Annotated in this window: 17 protein-coding genes and 1 pseudogene; 13 read left to right on the top strand and 5 right to left on the bottom strand. The window is 65.8% G+C overall.

Going from position 1 to position 15403, the window contains the following annotated elements; genetic code table 11:
* Positions 1 to 3 precede the first annotated feature (3 nt).
* The 4 genes from AC0CMF_RS18105 to AC0CMF_RS18090 are packed head-to-tail and all read left to right on the top strand — an operon-like array spanning position 4 to position 4938.
* Positions 4 to 324: an NADH-quinone oxidoreductase subunit K gene (locus AC0CMF_RS18105; RefSeq protein WP_088411792.1), complete on the top strand. Its 321-nt coding sequence runs from the start codon at positions 4 to 6 to the stop codon at positions 322 to 324.
* Positions 321 to 1778: a complex I subunit 5 family protein gene (locus AC0CMF_RS18100; RefSeq protein ID WP_089389411.1), complete on the top strand. Its 1458-nt coding sequence runs from the start codon at positions 321 to 323 to the stop codon at positions 1776 to 1778. Before AC0CMF_RS18105 ends, AC0CMF_RS18100 begins: the two co-directional genes overlap by 4 nt.
* Complete coding sequence (locus tag AC0CMF_RS18095; RefSeq protein ID WP_088411796.1) at positions 1775 to 3253, top strand: complex I subunit 5 family protein; 1479 nt, start codon at positions 1775 to 1777, stop codon at positions 3251 to 3253. Before AC0CMF_RS18100 ends, AC0CMF_RS18095 begins: the two co-directional genes overlap by 4 nt.
* Positions 3250 to 4938: a complex I subunit 5 family protein gene (locus AC0CMF_RS18090; RefSeq protein ID WP_165456313.1), complete on the top strand. Its 1689-nt coding sequence runs from the start codon at positions 3250 to 3252 to the stop codon at positions 4936 to 4938. Before AC0CMF_RS18095 ends, AC0CMF_RS18090 begins: the two co-directional genes overlap by 4 nt.
* A 146-nt stretch (positions 4939 to 5084) precedes the next feature.
* On the opposite strand, the pseudogene AC0CMF_RS18085 reads toward AC0CMF_RS18090, so the two are convergent.
* The 3 genes and pseudogenes from AC0CMF_RS18085 to AC0CMF_RS18075 form a co-directional block, all read right to left on the bottom strand.
* Positions 5085 to 5615 (bottom strand): annotated as a pseudogene (locus AC0CMF_RS18085) (Bax inhibitor-1/YccA family protein); the annotation flags it as partial.
* Positions 5616 to 5670: 55 nt separating this feature from the next.
* Positions 5671 to 7086, bottom strand: a complete 1416-nt coding sequence (chrA, locus tag AC0CMF_RS18080) for a chromate efflux transporter (RefSeq protein WP_374628875.1) — start codon at positions 7084 to 7086, stop codon at positions 5671 to 5673.
* Entirely contained in the window at positions 7083 to 7919 is an 837-nt protein-coding gene (locus tag AC0CMF_RS18075) for a chromate resistance protein ChrB domain-containing protein (RefSeq protein WP_374628874.1), read from the bottom strand. Before AC0CMF_RS18075 ends, chrA begins: the two co-directional genes overlap by 4 nt.
* A gap of 192 nt (positions 7920 to 8111) precedes the next feature.
* Between AC0CMF_RS18075 and AC0CMF_RS18070 the strand changes: the two genes are divergently transcribed.
* Complete coding sequence (locus AC0CMF_RS18070; protein WP_374628873.1) at positions 8112 to 8855, top strand: ABC transporter permease; 744 nt, start codon at positions 8112 to 8114, stop codon at positions 8853 to 8855.
* Between the two features lie 178 nt (positions 8856 to 9033).
* Here AC0CMF_RS18070 and AC0CMF_RS18065 read toward each other — a convergent pair whose 3' ends face one another.
* Positions 9034 to 9288, bottom strand: coding sequence for a hypothetical protein (locus tag AC0CMF_RS18065; RefSeq protein WP_374628872.1), 255 nt, complete (start codon positions 9286 to 9288; stop codon positions 9034 to 9036).
* Positions 9285 to 9908 (bottom strand): YcbK family protein, encoded by a 624-nt coding sequence (locus AC0CMF_RS18060; RefSeq protein ID WP_374628941.1) that lies wholly within the window; start codon positions 9906 to 9908, stop codon positions 9285 to 9287. Before AC0CMF_RS18060 ends, AC0CMF_RS18065 begins: the two co-directional genes overlap by 4 nt.
* Between AC0CMF_RS18060 and AC0CMF_RS18055 the strand changes: the two genes are divergently transcribed.
* The 8 genes from AC0CMF_RS18055 (at position 9830) to AC0CMF_RS18020 (ending at position 15348) form a co-directional block, all read left to right on the top strand.
* On the top strand, positions 9830 to 10057 hold the full coding sequence (locus AC0CMF_RS18055) for a hypothetical protein (protein WP_374628871.1): 228 nt from the start codon (positions 9830 to 9832) through the stop codon (positions 10055 to 10057). The two genes, AC0CMF_RS18060 and AC0CMF_RS18055, sit on opposite strands and share 79 nt — an antisense overlap.
* Positions 10058 to 10163: 106 nt before the next feature.
* Positions 10164 to 12320 (top strand): chromosome partitioning protein ParB, encoded by a 2157-nt coding sequence (locus tag AC0CMF_RS18050; RefSeq protein ID WP_122521013.1) that lies wholly within the window; start codon positions 10164 to 10166, stop codon positions 12318 to 12320.
* 103 nt (positions 12321 to 12423) lie between these two features.
* The gene (locus tag AC0CMF_RS18045) at positions 12424 to 12900 is read left to right on the top strand and encodes a hypothetical protein (RefSeq protein WP_122521012.1); all 477 of its coding nucleotides are present in this window, start codon (positions 12424 to 12426) and stop codon (positions 12898 to 12900) included.
* A 69-nt stretch (positions 12901 to 12969) separates the two neighbouring features.
* On the top strand, positions 12970 to 13236 hold the full coding sequence (locus AC0CMF_RS18040; RefSeq protein WP_122521011.1) for a DUF6117 family protein: 267 nt from the start codon (positions 12970 to 12972) through the stop codon (positions 13234 to 13236).
* On the top strand, positions 13233 to 13529 hold the full coding sequence (locus AC0CMF_RS18035; protein WP_122521010.1) for a hypothetical protein: 297 nt from the start codon (positions 13233 to 13235) through the stop codon (positions 13527 to 13529). The genes AC0CMF_RS18040 and AC0CMF_RS18035 overlap by 4 nt, the downstream gene beginning before the upstream one ends.
* Positions 13530 to 13951: 422 nt before the next feature.
* The gene (locus AC0CMF_RS18030) at positions 13952 to 14116 is read left to right on the top strand and encodes a hypothetical protein (RefSeq protein ID WP_122521009.1); all 165 of its coding nucleotides are present in this window, start codon (positions 13952 to 13954) and stop codon (positions 14114 to 14116) included.
* 174 nt (positions 14117 to 14290) lie between these two features.
* On the top strand, positions 14291 to 14659 hold the full coding sequence (locus AC0CMF_RS18025; protein WP_122521008.1) for a thermonuclease family protein: 369 nt from the start codon (positions 14291 to 14293) through the stop codon (positions 14657 to 14659).
* A 131-nt stretch (positions 14660 to 14790) separates the two neighbouring features.
* Positions 14791 to 15348, top strand: a complete 558-nt coding sequence (locus tag AC0CMF_RS18020; protein ID WP_374628867.1) for a hypothetical protein — start codon at positions 14791 to 14793, stop codon at positions 15346 to 15348.
* Positions 15349 to 15403 lie beyond the last annotated feature (55 nt).

The following is a 15403-nucleotide window of genomic DNA, read 5'->3' as shown; positions in this document are numbered from 1 at the left end:
TGCATGCCAACGTTAATGCATCTTTACCCGCTAACAGGGGCGGCATTGGTGGGGCTCGGCCTCTACGGCATCGTGACCCTGCGTCATCCGTTGCGTCAGCTTCTGGCCGTCAATGTGGTTGGTGCCGGTATCTTCCTGATCCTCGGTGGACTCGGGCGCGGCACCGCTTCGACCGATCCGTTCCCGCAGGCGCTGGTCATCACCGGCATCGTCGTCGCGGTGGCGCTCACCGCTTTCGGTGCTGCGTTGGTTGTGCGCGTGGCCGAGGAGGAGCGGGCACGAGATGACACCGCGGCGGTCGAAGCGACCGGCGACAGTGCATGAGCCCGCTTGACCTGCTTGTCGCAGTGCCCCTCGCTCTGATGATCGCGGCGGTGCTGCTTGGGAGCCGGGGACGCTTATTGCTACTGGCGGCAATTCCGGTCATGGCGGGTCTGACGGTGTGGCTGCTGCTACTGCCAGAGGGTACCGCCCATATAGTGGGTGACTGGAACCTGCCGCTGGGAATCCTGTTGCGTGCGGATGGGGTGGCACAGCTTTTGGTGGCAGCCACGTCAGCCTGCGCTTCGATCATTGGACTGTACGCGCTGCGCGAATTCGCGCCCGGGCCGAGCGGGTCGGAGACCGCCCACGGCTATGCCTTCTGGCCGCTCTTCTACCTGTTGTGGGGCGGAGCAAATGCTGGATTCCTGACCACCGATCTCTTCAATCTTTATGTCGCGCTGGAAATGGTCAGCCTTGCCGCGGTGGCGATGGCGGCGATGGGCTCGCTGCGCGCCGCGCTGCAGTACTTCGTGGTCGCGCTGGTCGGATCGCTGGCCTACCTGCTAGGCGTCGCGCTTCTGTTTGCCAATTACGCGACAGTGGACATCACACTGCTGGCCGGGACAGCGAGGCCGGACCTTGCGACCAAGGTCGCACTGGCGGTGATGACGGCGGGACTGCTGATCAAGGCGGCGGTCTTTCCGCTGCACGGCTGGCTGCCGCCAGCCCATGCCGCAGCACCCGCACCCGCCAGCGCCCTGCTCTCCGCGATTGTCGTCAAGGTAGGATTCGTGATCCTGCTGCGCCTTTGGTTCGAGGCCTTCCCGGCCATCGTAGCCCCTGCGGCACTCGATGTGCTTGGCTGGCTCGGTGCGCTGGCGGTACTTTACGGCTCGATCCAGGCGATCCGGCAGGAAACCCTGAAAGCCCTCGTGGCCTATTCGACCGTGGCGCAGATCGGCTATCTGCTGCTGGCTTTTCCGCTTGTCGTGACAGCGGCAGGGTCCGACCGGGCTTGGGCCGGAATGACAATCCATGCGATAGCCCACATGCTTGCGAAGGCTGCGATGTTCCTCGCGGCCGGGCTTATGCTCAAGGCGGTGAACGGCCACCGCTTGGAGGACCTTAGTGGCCTTGTGCGGGTAATGCCGCTGACGGTGGCTGCCTTCGGGCTGGCCGCGATATCATTGATGGGCCTGCCGCCCTCGGCCGGCTTCATAGCGAAGTTCCTCCTGCTCGAGGCTGCGCTGGAGCAAGGCGCCGTGTTCCAGGCCGCCATCCTGCTCGTTGGCGGGTTGATGGCCGCAGTCTACCTGTTCAATCCGCTATCCAGGACCTTCGCCGGCAGAGACACACCGGTTACCGAGGCAAAGGACACGTTGCAAACCGCCGCTCCTCTGGCGCTGGGGCTTCTGGCAGTGTCGCTGGGGTTCGCCGGACAAGCGATGGTCGATATCTCTGCAGGGGTGTCCCAGGCAGGGCCTCCGGCGGCTGCGGTTGGGGAGGTCCCGTGAACAGTCTTTTACCCCTGCTGCTGGTCTCGCTGACAATCGTTCCGGCGCTGATCAGCTTTGCCCTGCCGGACCGCCTCGCGGTCTGGCGCGACGCGATCAACATCGGCTTCGCCCTGAGCAAGCTGGCGCTCGTGGGCGCCTTGCTGCTGGCAGCACGCGAGGGCACGATCACGGAATGGCGCTACGAATTCCTGCCGGGACACGAATTCATCCTCCGGCCGGATTCACTTTCATTGCTGTTTGTCACTCTCTCTGCCTTCCTGTGGCTGATAACCACCGTCTATGCGATCGCCTATTTCAAGCGCGGACCGCACTTGGGGCGCTTCTTCGGATTCTTCAACCTCTGTGTCCTATCGGCGACCGGAGTGGCCATTTCTGGCACGGCGATCACCTTCTTCCTCTTCTATGAACTCCTGACCTTGGCGACGTGGCCGCTGGTCGTCCACAAGGGTGACGAGAAGTCCCTCCGCGCGGGGCGCATCTACCTGATCTATACGCTGGCAGGCAGCGCCGCCTTTCTGGCGGGCATCGTCTGGCTGAAGTCGCTCGTCGGCACGATCGAGTTCACGGCACCGCCTGATCTGACCGGGATCCCGCGGCTGGAACTCACGCTGATCTTCATCCTTTGCATCGGCGGGCTCGGCGTGAAGGCGGCGCTCATCCCGTTCCACGTATGGTTGCCCGAGGCGATGGCCGCGCCCGCTCCGGTGAGCGCGCTGCTCCACGCCGTGGCCGTGGTCAAGGCCGGCGCGTTCGGGATCCTGAGGATGATCTACGACGTTTACGGAATCGATACGGTATCGGAGCTTGGCCTCGGCACGCCGCTTGCCTTGTGGGCCGGAGCGACCATCCTCTATGGCTCGTTCCGCGCCGTGATGCAGACCGACATCAAGAAGCGGCTGGCCTATTCGACGGTCAGCCAGGTCAGCTACATCATTCTCGGGGCCAGCCTGATCGGCCCCTTCGCGATCATCGGCGGGCTGGTGCATCTGGTGCATCAGGGGATCATGAAGATCACTCTTTTCATGTGCGCAGGGGCGCTGGACAACCGGATGGGGATCAAGTTGGTGGCGGATCTCGACGGTGCCGGGCGGGCGATGCCGGTGACAATGGCAGCCTTCAGCATCGGCGCGCTCGGCATGATCGGCATTCCGCCGACCGCAGGTTTCATCTCGAAATGGTACCTGGGGATGGGAGGGCTGCAGTCCGAGGCGAGTTGGGTCATCGCCGTTCTGGCGGGATCGTCACTTCTGAATGCGCTCTACTTCCTGCCGCTGCTCTACCGCGCCTGGCTGCTTCCGCCATCGAAGGAGCTGGCGCCGGTACGCGAACTGGACGGCGCGTGGAACAGGATGCTGGTCCTCCCCGCCGCGGTGACCGCCCTGATAACATTGGCGGCCGGAGCCTTTGCGACTTTTCCGTTCAGCCCGCTGAGATGGGCCGAGCTGATCGCCGAGAGTGGCTATCTGAAATGACAATCGCACCCAGCCTTCTTCTGTTGGTCGTGATCCTCTGGCCACTCTTTCTCGCCTTTCTGTGCCTGCTGCCGAAGCTGGGGCCGAGGATGCTTTTGGCGCTGCCGCTTGGGCCGCTCCCGGCACTCGCCGCCGTGTTCCTGGCGCCGCGAGACCAGACCCTGAGCGTGCCTGGGGTACTGCTCGATGGCGGACTCCGACTGACCGAAACGGGGGTGCTGTTTCTGGGCGGCGCCGCGCTGCTGTGGTTCTGGGCTGGGGTTTATGCCCTGCGGTACATGCGCGGCGATTCCCGCGCGCAAACCTTTGCCCTGTTCTGGATGCTGGTACTCGCTGGAAACCTGGGTGTGTTTCTGGCAGCGGATCTGGCGACCTTCTACGTGTCCTTCGCGCTGGTGTCGCTGGCCGCCTATCCGCTTGTGATCCACGATCGCAAACCCGCGTCGATGAGGGCCGGCGTGGTCTACATCATCCTTGCAGTTGTCGGCGAAACCGCGCTGCTGGCCGGTTTCATGATGATCGCCCATGCGGCAGGGGGAACGATCCTCATAGAGGGGGTTCGCGACAGGCTCGCCGACCCGGGGGCCGACCCGCTGGTGCTGTGGTTGCTGATTGCGGGTTTCGGCATCAAGGCGGGATTGGTCCCGCTGCATGTCTGGCTTCCGGTGGCACATCCGGCGGCGCCGGTCCCGGCCTCGGCGGTGCTGTCTGGCGCCATCGTGAAGGCGGGCATCTTCGGGCTGGTCACATTTCTGCCTTGGGGCAGCGCCTGGCCGATCAGTGGAACGCTGCTGGCTCTTGCGGGGTTCGGCGGGCTCTTCACGGCGGCGCTCTACGGGGCGATGCAGGGCAATCCAAAGACGGTGCTGGCCTATTCAACAGTCAGCCAGATGGGGCTTCTGATGGGCGTGATGGGCGCGGCGCTGGCGGCGGGCCTGCCGGCGGCTTCGGTTCTGCCGGCGGTAGCGCTTTATGCGCTGCATCACGGGCTGGCCAAGGGGGCGCTGTTCCTGGGCGTCGGCGTGGTCGGCAAGGCTCGGGGCGTGGCGCGGGGCTTGGTGATCGCGGCACTGGCAATGGCCGCCTTGTCGGTGGCCGGGTTGCCGCTAACCGCCGGCGCGCTTGTGAAATCGGCGATCAAGGGTCCCGCAGGCGACTTTGGCGCGACGTTAATCGGCCTCTCGGCGCTGACCTCAGGGCTGTTGCTGGTGCGCTACTTTTTCACCCTTCCCGCGCCTGCAAAATCTGGCGGCCCGCCCGGTCTCATGGTCGTGCCGCTGGTAGCGCTGTCAGCCGCCGCGCTTGGCCTGCCGTGGTCACTCTATGCCCGGGCAACGGGCAATGCGCCCTACGAGGCGATTGACCTGTTGGCGCTCGGCATCAGCGCCTGGCCCCTTGGGCTCGCGGCAGTTCTCGTCATCGCCGCGTTGGGAACCGGACTGCGCGCCCCGTCGCTGGCCGAAGGCGACCTGCTCGGCCCGGCAGCCCGGCTCAGCGCGAGGGCAGCCGCCGTTGCCCGGGCAGCCGCATTGGCGGGCCGATCGGAGAGGCCGGGCGAAAACGGGCAGCTCTTGGCGGAGATCGCCGAGGGGCTTGAGCGTCTGGAACGGCTGATCAACGATCGTGCGGCCACGTCGGCCGCCGTTATACTGATTGCGCTGGGCCTGTTCGCTGCGCTTACCTGACGGCGCCGCGTGCGAAACTAGTCAGCGATCGCCGTTCAGCGGAGATGTCCACCAGCCCACCGAGTCTTTGGCAGCAGCAAGTAGTTTGCTTTTAGTTTCGTATTGTGAGGCTTTTTCTGCCAGACGCTTTTTGCAACGTCCTCAAGTCACTCGCGTCGACCGAGGAACTGCAGCAGGAACATGAACATGTTGATGAAGTCGAGGTATAGGCGCAGCGCGCCCATGATTGCCGACTTCTGCAGCCACTCCTGGTCGCCTTGGGCGGCATGCGCAACGTATTCGTTCTTGATTGCCTGAGTGTCGTAGGCGGTGAGTGCGGCAAAGATGAGGACGCCGATGATCGAGATCGCGAACATCATCGCCGGCGACTGCAGGAAGATGTTGATGACCATGGCCACGATCAGACCGATCACACCCATCATCAGGAACGTGCCGAGACCGGACAGATCCTTTTTGGTCGTGTAGCCGTAAAGGCTGAGCCCGGCGAAGGCGACGGCGGTCACAAGGAAGGTCTGCGCGATTGAGACGCCGGTGAAGACGGCGAAAATCCAGCTGATCGACAGGCCCATGACCGCGGCAAAGCTGTAGAACACCAGCTGGGCGGTCGCGGCCGACATCCGGTTGATCATGCCGGCAAAAGCAAACACCATGATCAGCGGCGCGAACATCACCGCCCAGCCGTGGGCACGGTCCCTCTGCTTGCGACCATCCTGTCGAAAGAGGCTGAATGGATCAGCCGGAGAGCGAGGTCATCCCCAAACCATAAAGCATAAGGCCGAGAAGGGCGGACCCGCCCAGCACGATCGTCATGCCGAGTTTCAGCCGAAACACCGCGAAGAGCGCGAGTGCAGACAGTGCGGCTGCGGCCCAGTCGATCGAACCAAGGACCGGAAGCTCGAGCGAGAGCGGCCCCGCCTCGATCCGGCGCACTTCGATCCAGACGACGTGGATCGCGAACCAGATTGCGAGATTGAGGATCACGCCCACGACCGACGCCGTCACCGCCGTCAGCGCGGCCGAAAGGGACCGGTTCGAGCGCAGCCCCTCCATGTAGGGCGCGCCGAGGAAGATGAAGGCAAAGCAGGGCGCAAAAGTGACCCAGGTCGCAAGAAGGCCGCCGAAAGTGCCGGCGAGGAGCGCATTGTCCCACCCGGCCTCGCGGAAGGCGCCGAGGAAACCGACGAACTGGAGCACCATGATCAGCGGCCCGGGCGTAGTCTCGGCCATCCCGAGGCCGTCGAGCATCTCGCCGGGCTCGAGCCAGCCGTAGGTACCGACGGCCTCCTGCGCCACATAGGCCAGCACGGCATAGGCGCCGCCGAAGGTGACCACCGCCATCTTGGAGAAAAAGGTGGCTATGTCGGCGAAGACATTGCCCGGCCCCAGGGCCAGCACCAGCACCACCACAGGCGCGAGCCAGAGCGCCAGCGCGACCCCGCCCGCCACGAGCGCGCCGCGCCGCGCCGAAGCCGGCATCTCAGCCATTTCTGGGCCAAGAAGCGTCTCGGCATCGTCGACATGGGTGCCGCCGACCGACCCGTGGCCACCACCAGGAGCAAACGCCTGCAGCCCGGCGCGCGCCCCGAGAAACCCGATGAGGGCGGCGGCGAGCACGATCAGCGGGAACGGGGCGCCGAAGGCAAAGATCGCGACGAAGGACAGCGCGGCGATCAAGCGCATCGCGTCGTTCTTCAAGGCTCGCCGGCCGACGCGGAAGACCGCCTGCAGCACGATGGCGAGCACCGCGGCCTTGAGCCCGAAGAACAGCGCGGCGACGAAGCCGACATTGCCGAAGATCACATAGACCCAGCTCAGCGCCATGATGGCGATGACGCCGGGGAGGACGAACAGGACGCCGGCGATCACGCCGCCCCAGGTCCGGTGCAGGAGCCAGCCGATATAGACGGCGAGCTGCTGCGCCTCAGGCCCCGGCAACAGCATGCAGAAGTTGAGCGCATGAAGGAACCGGCCATCGCCGAGCCAGCGCTTTTCCTCGACGAGTATGCGGTGCATCACCGCGATCTGTCCGGCCGGTCCGCCGAAGGACAGCAGAGCCACGCGCGCCCAGACCCGCGTGGCCTCGGCGAGCGTCGGATACTCCTGTGCGGGCGCAGCGCTACCCGGCGTCGCCAATGTCGCGTCCGTCATCGCACACCTCCCGGCCGGTTGGTCGGCCAGTTGTGCGTCTCGTCTGTGGCGTCGCGCGCCCACCGATAGAACGCGTCGTAGAGCGCCATGCCGGCATCGAGCTGCTCGAGGTCGTCGGCGTACATCCGGGAGAGTCCTAGGGAGGCGGCCAGAAGCCCTGCAGCCTCAGGCGCAAGGTCGAGACGCGCCGTGTCTGCCCCGCGAACGATGGAAGCCAGCCGGTCGAGCGCCGGGATCGAGAGCCCGAACTCCGCCAGCATCGTGTCGAAGGTACAAAGCTCGCCGCGATGGCTCCAGAACACCTCCTCTATGTCGTAGGGCATCGCCCCGAACAGCTCTGCCACGCCGACGACTTCCGCGGGCGCAACGTAGAGGAAGGTCGCGCGTGAGTCGACGAAGCGGCGGATCAGCCAAGGGCAGGCGATCCGGTCGATCTTGGGCCGGGAGCGCGTCACCCAAACCGTCCGGCCATCGGCGTCGCGTGCGGAAAGCTTGCCGGGATCGACGAGTGGAAGTCCCGCCGCGACCCACGCAGCCTGTCCGCCCTCCAGATACTCGGCTGGTATGCGCGCACTCCGGAGCACGGCGGCGACACCCTGACTGCGTCTGTGACCTTCGGCGCAGATGACGACAACCGGGCCGTCAAGACTCGCCGTGAGCCGCGCCAAAGCATCGGAGATGATCTCAGCCTCGCTGAGTGGCCGGGCGGCGGGAACGAGACGCGGTTCGGCGGCGCGGGCGGCTTCGGCGCGGACATCGAGCAGGATCGGGCAGCGGGGCGTGCCAATCAGCTTGGCGAGCTTGTCGGCAGGGATGGCGTCGGGCGCAGGCATCTGCGTTCCTCCTTGGAAACAAGGTTGAGGTGGAACGCGAGCTTCGGCTGTCGCCTCGTGGGGAGATCGCGGATCCCCATAGGAGGAGAATTTCGCAAGACGGGTGCGCTGTCAATTCCCGCCGCACCGGCCAGGTCGGACAGCGGGCCGCCCACAACTGTCACCGATGGCCGATGCGGGTTAGATTGCCCTATGCTTTCAGAGAGCCTGGGGATTCTTTTCAGCCTTTGGGGATGGCTCGTCTCGGTTCAACGCGAGATCTCGGCCGAGCTCGCCCTCATGCTCCGCGCTTTCGCCGAGACCCGGGACTGGTCTGCACTGACCGGCTTCCTGCCCTTCGGCATTGCATTCGGGGCGGCGCATGCCCTGACGCCCGGACACTCGAAGACCGTGCTGTCCTTGTTCGTCGCCGGTAGCGGCGCCAGCCTGTCGAGGGGCATCGGGACCGCTGTCATTCTCTCGGCCACGCATATCGCGATCTCCGTCCTCGTGGTCATTCTCGCCTTGCCGGTGGTTTCGCTGGCCTTTGGCGAAGTCGGACGAGCTCGGGTCCTGGAAGATCTGAGTCGAGGCCTGATCGGATTGATCGGCCTCTGGCTTCTCATCGCTGCCATCCGGGGACACGCTGCTGATGGCCATCACGAGGGCGCGGCGTTCGGGGTGGTGGCCGGGTTGATCCCATGTCCACTGACCCTGTTCGTGATGACCTTCGCGAGTGCTCGAGGAGTTCCGGAGGCCGGTTTGGCTTTCGCGTCCATGATGCTGATCGGCGTTGCCGCCGTGCTGGCGAGCGTGGCGGCACTGGCCGTGGCCGCAAGAGCAGGTCTTGGCGGCGCGCTCGCGCGCTTCACTCCGACCTTGGGTTGGCTTGCGCGCCTGGCGCTCGGAGCGACGGGGGCGGTTCTGATCGCCCTCATGCAGTTGGGGCGCTCGTGATGAGGGCGCCGGGAGATCGGGTCAGCAGGCGCGATTCTGTGCACGCAGAACCGCATAGTCAGTCAGCATGATGGCGATCGCAGCCCCCTCGGGGAGTTGCGCCACCTCGTTTGACGCGCGGGCCTGAAACTCTCGGCTGTACTCCACCACCGGCGGACAAGCCGACACGCGACCTGATTCAGAACTCACCGTCGCGCAGCCGCTCAACAAGCTCGTCCCGATCGCGAGGACGGCGAGCTGCCGCCTCCAGCATCCGGCGTTGGACATCATTGGCCTTCTCCGTGGTCACAAGGCGTTCGGCGAGGCGTCCCGCGCGCTCGCCGGACCGCCGAAGCGAAAGCAGGAACAGGAGCACGGCGAGCACGATCGCGCCGTAGCTCAAGGCAGTCCGCATCCATGGGCTGGCGGCGAACCCAGCGAGGAGCGCGATCACCGCCGCCCCCTGCGCCAGTCATCGAGACGCGCGTAGATCGTGACCGCGATGCCGCCGAGAGCCACCGCGATGAACACCCAGCGCAGCGTATCGAGATACGGGACCAGCGGAAGGATCGCGATCTGCGTTTCGGCCAGGGCGCTCTGCGCTACCTCGACGCCCGCCGCGCCCAGCGTCGCCACTCCGGCCGCGCCACCCCCCTTCATGGTGCGGCTGTCGGCGAGCACCTCGCGCGCGGGCGGCGTCTCCGCCGCGAAGGCAGTCGCCCGGGCCGGGAACCGCTCGCCCCACTGACGCGCAGGTCCGAGATCGACATGAATGAAACCCGAGCGCGGATAGAAACCGAAGCCGAGGAACCCGACCTCCCGTGCCGCTGCCTCGAACGCCGCAGGATCGTGGTTCGCCATACCGATGTCGAAAGCCGTGCCGTCGAGGTGTTTGGAGCGGGTTGCGCCACCGACGGCGCGGTTGTGTTCCGGGCTACGATACCCGTCGCAACCTGGCGCTCGCGGAACGCGCGGTTCGCGACCGGGCCGAGGCCATGACCGTTCGGCAGCGACCGAAGGCGCGCCACTATCATCGTCGGATGAGCCGGTGGACGGGCGCGGACGAGGCCGAATATCGGCGCGTCCTCGACGATCTGCTCCTCGCGGTCGGGCCAGACCTTGAACGGCTCCGGCGAAAGATCGACCGGCAGGAGGCGGCCATCCTGTCGCTGCGCCGCAAACATGGCGTCAACGAGGAGCGGCCGCGGCGCCTCGACTGGTGACGCGGTGCCTGCCGCTGGCGGTTTAGAGGAAGAGAGGGGGGTGGGGTTTCGTGACGGATTTAGGGTCGAGAGAGAGGCTTTCGGCGTCCGTCGCGGAGAAACCACGATGGCAAGAGCTGCCAAGAAAAAGAAGCCCGCCCTCCCGATGATCGAGTTCTCGCGGGCGCGGGACATTCCGTTCAACCGGATCAGCCTGTCGGACAGCAATGTCCGCGAGATCGACGTTGAGGCCGGCCTGGACGAACTCACCCATGACATCGACCGTCGCGAGGATCTCGTTCAGGGCCTCAATGTCCGCGCGATCCTCGATGAGGGCGGCAACGAGACCGGCGATTTCGAGACGCCCGCCGGCGGCCGGCGCTACAGGTCCATTGCGCGCCTCGTCGAGGCTGGACGCTTCCCGGCCGATGGCCTTGTCCCCTGCATCGTCAAGAAGGCCGATGCCAAGACCTCGGCAGTCGACGACTCGCTGGCCGAAAACCTGCTACGCCTCGCCCTGCATCCGCTCGACCAGTTCAAGGCGTTCAAGCGGATGTTCGACATGGGCATGTCGAAGGAGGAGATCGCCGACGCCTGGCGGACCACGCCGCGCTACATCATGCAGCGTCTTCGCCTCGCGACCGTCGCGCCATCCCTGCTCGACGCCTATGCGCGGAACGAGATGACGCTGGCGATGCTGGAAGCCTTCACCGTCAACCCCGATCACGAGCGTCAGCAGCAGGTTTGGGAGCGCGTCAGCAATTCCTGGCAGAAGGAACCCTGGCAGATCCGCAGCATGCTGACCGAGACCACGGTGCCGGCAGCCGACAAGCGCGCCCGCTTCGTCGGCATCGAAGCCTATGAGGCGGCGGGCGGCCCGGTGCTGCGCGATCTCTTCTCCGAGGAGAACGGCGGTTGGTTGCAGGACGTCACGCTTCTCGACCGGCTGGTCGACGAGAAGCTGCGCACCGTCGCCGACGAAATCGCGGGTCAGGGCTGGAAGTGGATCGACGCGGCGGTCGAGCTTCCCTACGGCTACGCCAACGGCCTGCGCAGGCTGGTCGGCGTGACCCAGGAGCTGACCGATGAGGAACGCACCAGCCGCGAAGCGCTGCGCGACGAGTATGACGAACTCGAATCGCAATACGCCGAGGCCGATGAACTGCCCGATGAGGTCGACCAGCGGCTCGGCGAAATCGAGGCCGAACTCGAAGCGTTCGAGAACCGGCCCGTCACCTTCGCGCCGGAAGACATCGCCCGTGCCGGTGTGTTCGTCAGCATCGGTCGCGAGGGCGAGTTGATCGTCAGCGGCGGCTACGTCCGCCCCGAGGACGAGCAACCCGAGACCGTCGATGGCGAGGATGCCGGAGACGATGCGGACCCGTCCGATCCCGATGCCGTGCAGCGCGCCGTCATCACCGTCGGCGGCGAGCCGGTCCCGGAGGGCGACGACGAGGAGGAGGACGATGCCGTCAAGCCGCTGCCCGAGCGGCTGGTGATCGACCTGACCGCCTGGCGGACGCTGGCGCTGCGCAATGCGCTCGCCGAGAATCCGCACGTCGCCATGACGGCCCTGCTACACAAGCTCGTCCTCGACACCTTCGAGCGGACCTCCACCGCGGGAACGAGCCTCTATGCCGCCGTGCGTCACATCTACCTCCCGGCCGATGCGACCGGGCTCGCGGACAGTGCCGCCGCGAAGATGATCGACGAGCGCGGGGAAGCCTGGCGGGGCGACATTCCCTCCGGCGATGACGACCGGCTCTGGGGGTGGATCGACGGCCTCGACGAGGCCAGCCGCCTGGCGCTGCTCGCCCATTGCGTCAGCTTCGGCGTCAACGCGCTCTACGAGCGGCCCAACCCCTATTCGGGAAACGGCATCTCGCAGCACGGTCTCGATCGTCGCATGGCCGAGGCCGAACGGCTGGCCCAGGCAACCGGCCTCGATCTCGTCGAAGCGGGCTGGAGGCCCACGGTCGAGAACTACCTGGGCCGCGTGACCAAGGCCCGCATCCTCGAAGCGGTGCGCGAGGGCGCCGGCGATCGCGCCGCCGATCTCATCGCCCACCTGAAGAAAGGTGACATGGCGAAGGAGGCCGAACGCCTACTGGCCGACACAGGCTGGCTGCCCGAACCGCTGCGCCCCGCCATGGACGCGCAGGCTGTCGATGGCGCGGTTGATCAGGATGAGGACACCGTGGCGCTGCCCGACTTCCTCGCCGGTGACGACTTGGACGCGGCCGAGGCCGCGGACGATCCGGCGGCCCTCGTCGCCGCCGAGTGATGCGCGCACCAGCGGGGCGGCCTCCGTCGCCCCGCTTTCCATCCCTGTCCATTCCAAGGCCCGGCAGCTCGCCGGGCCGTTTTCGTTTCAGGAGACCAGATTCATGTCCGCTTCCCTCATCTTCGACATCGTGCCGCTTGGCTCGCTCGTGGCCTATAGCGACGGTCAGCCGAAGCCGCCTGCGCGCTTCACGAAGAGGCTCGCCACGTGGAAATCCCGCAACGGGGTCGGCCGCCTTGTACGCAAGGAGCCCGGCCGCGAGCGTCCGACCTACACCAGCCCGCCTTCCTTCACCCTGCATGAGGGTGATTTCGGCAAAGGCGGTATCATCCTCATCACTGTCATGCGCACTTACGGCATCGACAGCGATCTGAGGTTTCGGGTGATCGAGCGCCCGAAGATCGGTCAGGTCCGCGTCGTTCAGGATGTCGGAGAGAACGTCGAACTGCTGCACCTCGCGGAGAGCTGCGAGGCGGCCGAACTTTGGCTCGCGCAGAAAGGATACAGCCGCGCCCGTCTGGAGGAGATCACCGCCGACGAGGCTGGCGCCGATGTCGTCGAAGGTCGTGCCGCCGCGTGATCCACATAACCCCATCCACATGGCCCGCTGTCTTTCGATAGCGGGCCTTTTTCGTATCCGGAGAACATCATGGCCATTCCCGATCCCGTCCGAACGAATTTCAACACCCTGCTGCGCGCCGCCGGTGACGGAAATCTGGCGCTCATGGAATGCCTCGACGCCGCAACCCGCGAGATTCGCTATGTCTTGTGCGCTGTCGGCTACGACCGCGGCGATTACGTCTTCACGCCGTTCGGTCATCTCGCCGACGGCAATCCCTATGACGCCTATCTGCCGCCGGACCCTGACGATCCTGCCGGCTTCGTCGAGATCGCCGGAGACGGAGACGCATCATGATGACGGTCGATGAAATCCTCGCCGACGACCGCCGCAATTCTTCCTCGGAACGCTCACTTCCGCGGGAAGAAACACGCGGCGGCATCACCGTCGTTGTTCAGCCGAAGCCGCATTGGGCTGAGGACATGCGCGTCTTCCTGCTCGATACCCGCGAATATTGCCGCTATGCCGACTGGACCGCAGATGGCGGCCGCGCGCGGTTTTATGGTCATATCGACACCTCCGGCGACGGCGTGATGATGAAGGCCCGCGCCATGATCGCCCGTGAAATCGCCGATAGTTTCTGGGACTGACCGGCCCTGAAAGCTGCGCCTGGGCACCGGGCCGTGGAGTATCGCTGGTCAGGCAGCGATGAATCGAGGTCCAGCTTCACCATTGCAACGTCTCCTTGTCGGTGCCGGAGGAACGGCTCCGTCCCCGGCCTGAAGCACATCCTGGAAATCGGCCCGGCAACGAGGCTTGCGCGGCGAGGCATCTGCGACGGATTTCCGGCGCCTGTCAGAGGCAAAGCACCACCCCCGCTTCCATTCGCGAACCTTGGTCCAGCCGTCTCTTTGTCAATCAACCCGTGAAGGGTCGGCTTACGCAAGCGTGCCGCCCTCGGGGATTCGGGACGAGCCCGAACGCCCGAGGGTGATTGCAGATCCGGCCGGACACTTCGGGCGCCTGTCGCGCGGGGGATGGTCCCCCGCTCCAAAAACAGGAGCCGGAACCCATGTCCTATGCAGATGCCACCGCCTTCGCCGCCAGCCTCGCCACCACGCTGATGGTCCCGATCGTCGTGCTCCAGGCCGGGGACGGCACCCATACCGCCATGCCGGCCGACGAATTCGACGGTGACGAGGACATGGTGAAGCTGGAACTCGATCCATGGAGCTGAGGCGCGAAAGCGCCTCACCCCACGGCCCGGTGCCCAGGCCCAGCCGGGCCTTCTCCCGTCAATCACCGCCGATTGCCGCTTGCGTACCAATCTGCATTGCGATCTCGACCCGCATCGGGAAAGAACCGTGGCAATCACTCAGATTTCGCGCCTTCAAGATGAAAGCCGTTCGCCATGCTCAGCCATATCGTCATCTCCGTCATGCTCTGCACGGCATCCTGCGAACCCGCGGAAGTCCGGGTCTGGGACGGCGACTCGATCCGGCTGGGTGCGGGCCATCAATCCGAATCCGTCCGGATCTTCAACATCGACGCCCCCGAGATCGAGGGCCGCTGCGCTTATGAATCCAACCTTGCCCGGCAAGCCAAGATCAGGCTGGCAGAAATCCTGCAAGGCCGGCGGGTCGAAATCCTGCGCCAGGGCACCGACCGCTATGGCCGGACGCTGGCAGCGATCCGCGTCGGAGGTCATGATGTCGGTGATGTTCTCGTCAGCGAGGGTCTGGCGAGAACCTGGGCAGGGCGGCGCGACCCCTGGTGCTGAGCGTCGGATCAGTCCGGCGCAAGCGGGAACGATCCTCCATCGCAAAGGGAGAGTGAGAGTGCGGGCCGGCTGGCCGTGACGGGTTGGAAGGCGGGAGAGAGGCTTCCGCCGCCCGTCGCGGAGTATTTCCCATGTCCCTATCCCGCCAAAACGCTTTCGCCCCAATCGGCGAGATCGTCGCGCAGCAGGTGTTGCCCCGGCTGCGTCCCGCCCAGAAGCTGCCGCTGCGCATCTCCTGCATCGGTATCGCCAGCTACGACGAAAGCGATCACGTCGACAGCTTCGACCGCACACTCGTCATCGGCCAGGGCCTTTCCCCCCAAGAGGCCATGACAATCGCCAGCCAGCGCGTCGCGCGCGGCGATTTCCGCATCAGCCCGGACGATGCGCCGCGCTTCCGCCCGCGCGTCATGGTCATTCAGGACCGCGAACTTGGCCTGGTCCTCGCCGGCGAGGTCCGGTCCGGGATCGTCACCTGGCAGCAACCCGTCGCTTCCAACGCCGAGGCCCGCCGCGTCGTCACCGAGGCCAGCCGTCTGCGCGGCATGGCCTTCACGGCATCCGGGCGCGGCGACGCGGCGACCGCCCGCGATCTGCGTTACCGCGCCAGTCTCCTCGAGGCGCGACTGGTTGACCCCTTCTGGCGCGAGACCGCCGCCGAGCTTCTGCGGCTGCCACAGGCCGCCTGATCTCTCGCCCTGCTTCCTACCCATACCGCCCGGCCTCGCGCCGGGCTTTGTCGTT

The organism is Pannonibacter sp. CBAS1226 (assembly GCF_055685825.1).
This window is presented reverse-complemented; position numbering and strand designations above follow the sequence as displayed.

Coding starts and splice junctions, on each gene's coding strand:
- AC0CMF_RS18050 (WP_122521013.1), top strand. CDS start 10,164: ATGGCAAGAGCTGCCAAGAAAAAGAAGCCCGCCCTCCCGATGATCGAG.
- AC0CMF_RS18040 (WP_122521011.1), top strand. CDS start 12,970: ATGGCCATTCCCGATCCCGTCCGAACGAATTTCAACACCCTGCTGCGC.
- AC0CMF_RS18070 (WP_374628873.1), top strand. CDS start 8,112: ATGCTTTCAGAGAGCCTGGGGATTCTTTTCAGCCTTTGGGGATGGCTC.
- AC0CMF_RS18020 (WP_374628867.1), top strand. CDS start 14,791: ATGTCCCTATCCCGCCAAAACGCTTTCGCCCCAATCGGCGAGATCGTC.
- AC0CMF_RS18055 (WP_374628871.1), top strand. CDS start 9,830: ATGACCGTTCGGCAGCGACCGAAGGCGCGCCACTATCATCGTCGGATG.
- AC0CMF_RS18075 (WP_374628874.1), bottom strand. CDS start 7,919: ATGCCTGCGCCCGACGCCATCCCTGCCGACAAGCTCGCCAAGCTGATT.
- AC0CMF_RS18045 (WP_122521012.1), top strand. CDS start 12,424: ATGTCCGCTTCCCTCATCTTCGACATCGTGCCGCTTGGCTCGCTCGTG.
- AC0CMF_RS18025 (WP_122521008.1), top strand. CDS start 14,291: ATGCTCAGCCATATCGTCATCTCCGTCATGCTCTGCACGGCATCCTGC.
- chrA (WP_374628875.1), bottom strand. CDS start 7,086: ATGACGGACGCGACATTGGCGACGCCGGGTAGCGCTGCGCCCGCACAG.
- AC0CMF_RS18035 (WP_122521010.1), top strand. CDS start 13,233: ATGATGACGGTCGATGAAATCCTCGCCGACGACCGCCGCAATTCTTCC.
- AC0CMF_RS18100 (WP_089389411.1), top strand. CDS start 321: ATGAGCCCGCTTGACCTGCTTGTCGCAGTGCCCCTCGCTCTGATGATC.
- AC0CMF_RS18090 (WP_165456313.1), top strand. CDS start 3,250: ATGACAATCGCACCCAGCCTTCTTCTGTTGGTCGTGATCCTCTGGCCA.
- AC0CMF_RS18030 (WP_122521009.1), top strand. CDS start 13,952: ATGTCCTATGCAGATGCCACCGCCTTCGCCGCCAGCCTCGCCACCACG.
- AC0CMF_RS18105 (WP_088411792.1), top strand. CDS start 4: ATGCCAACGTTAATGCATCTTTACCCGCTAACAGGGGCGGCATTGGTG.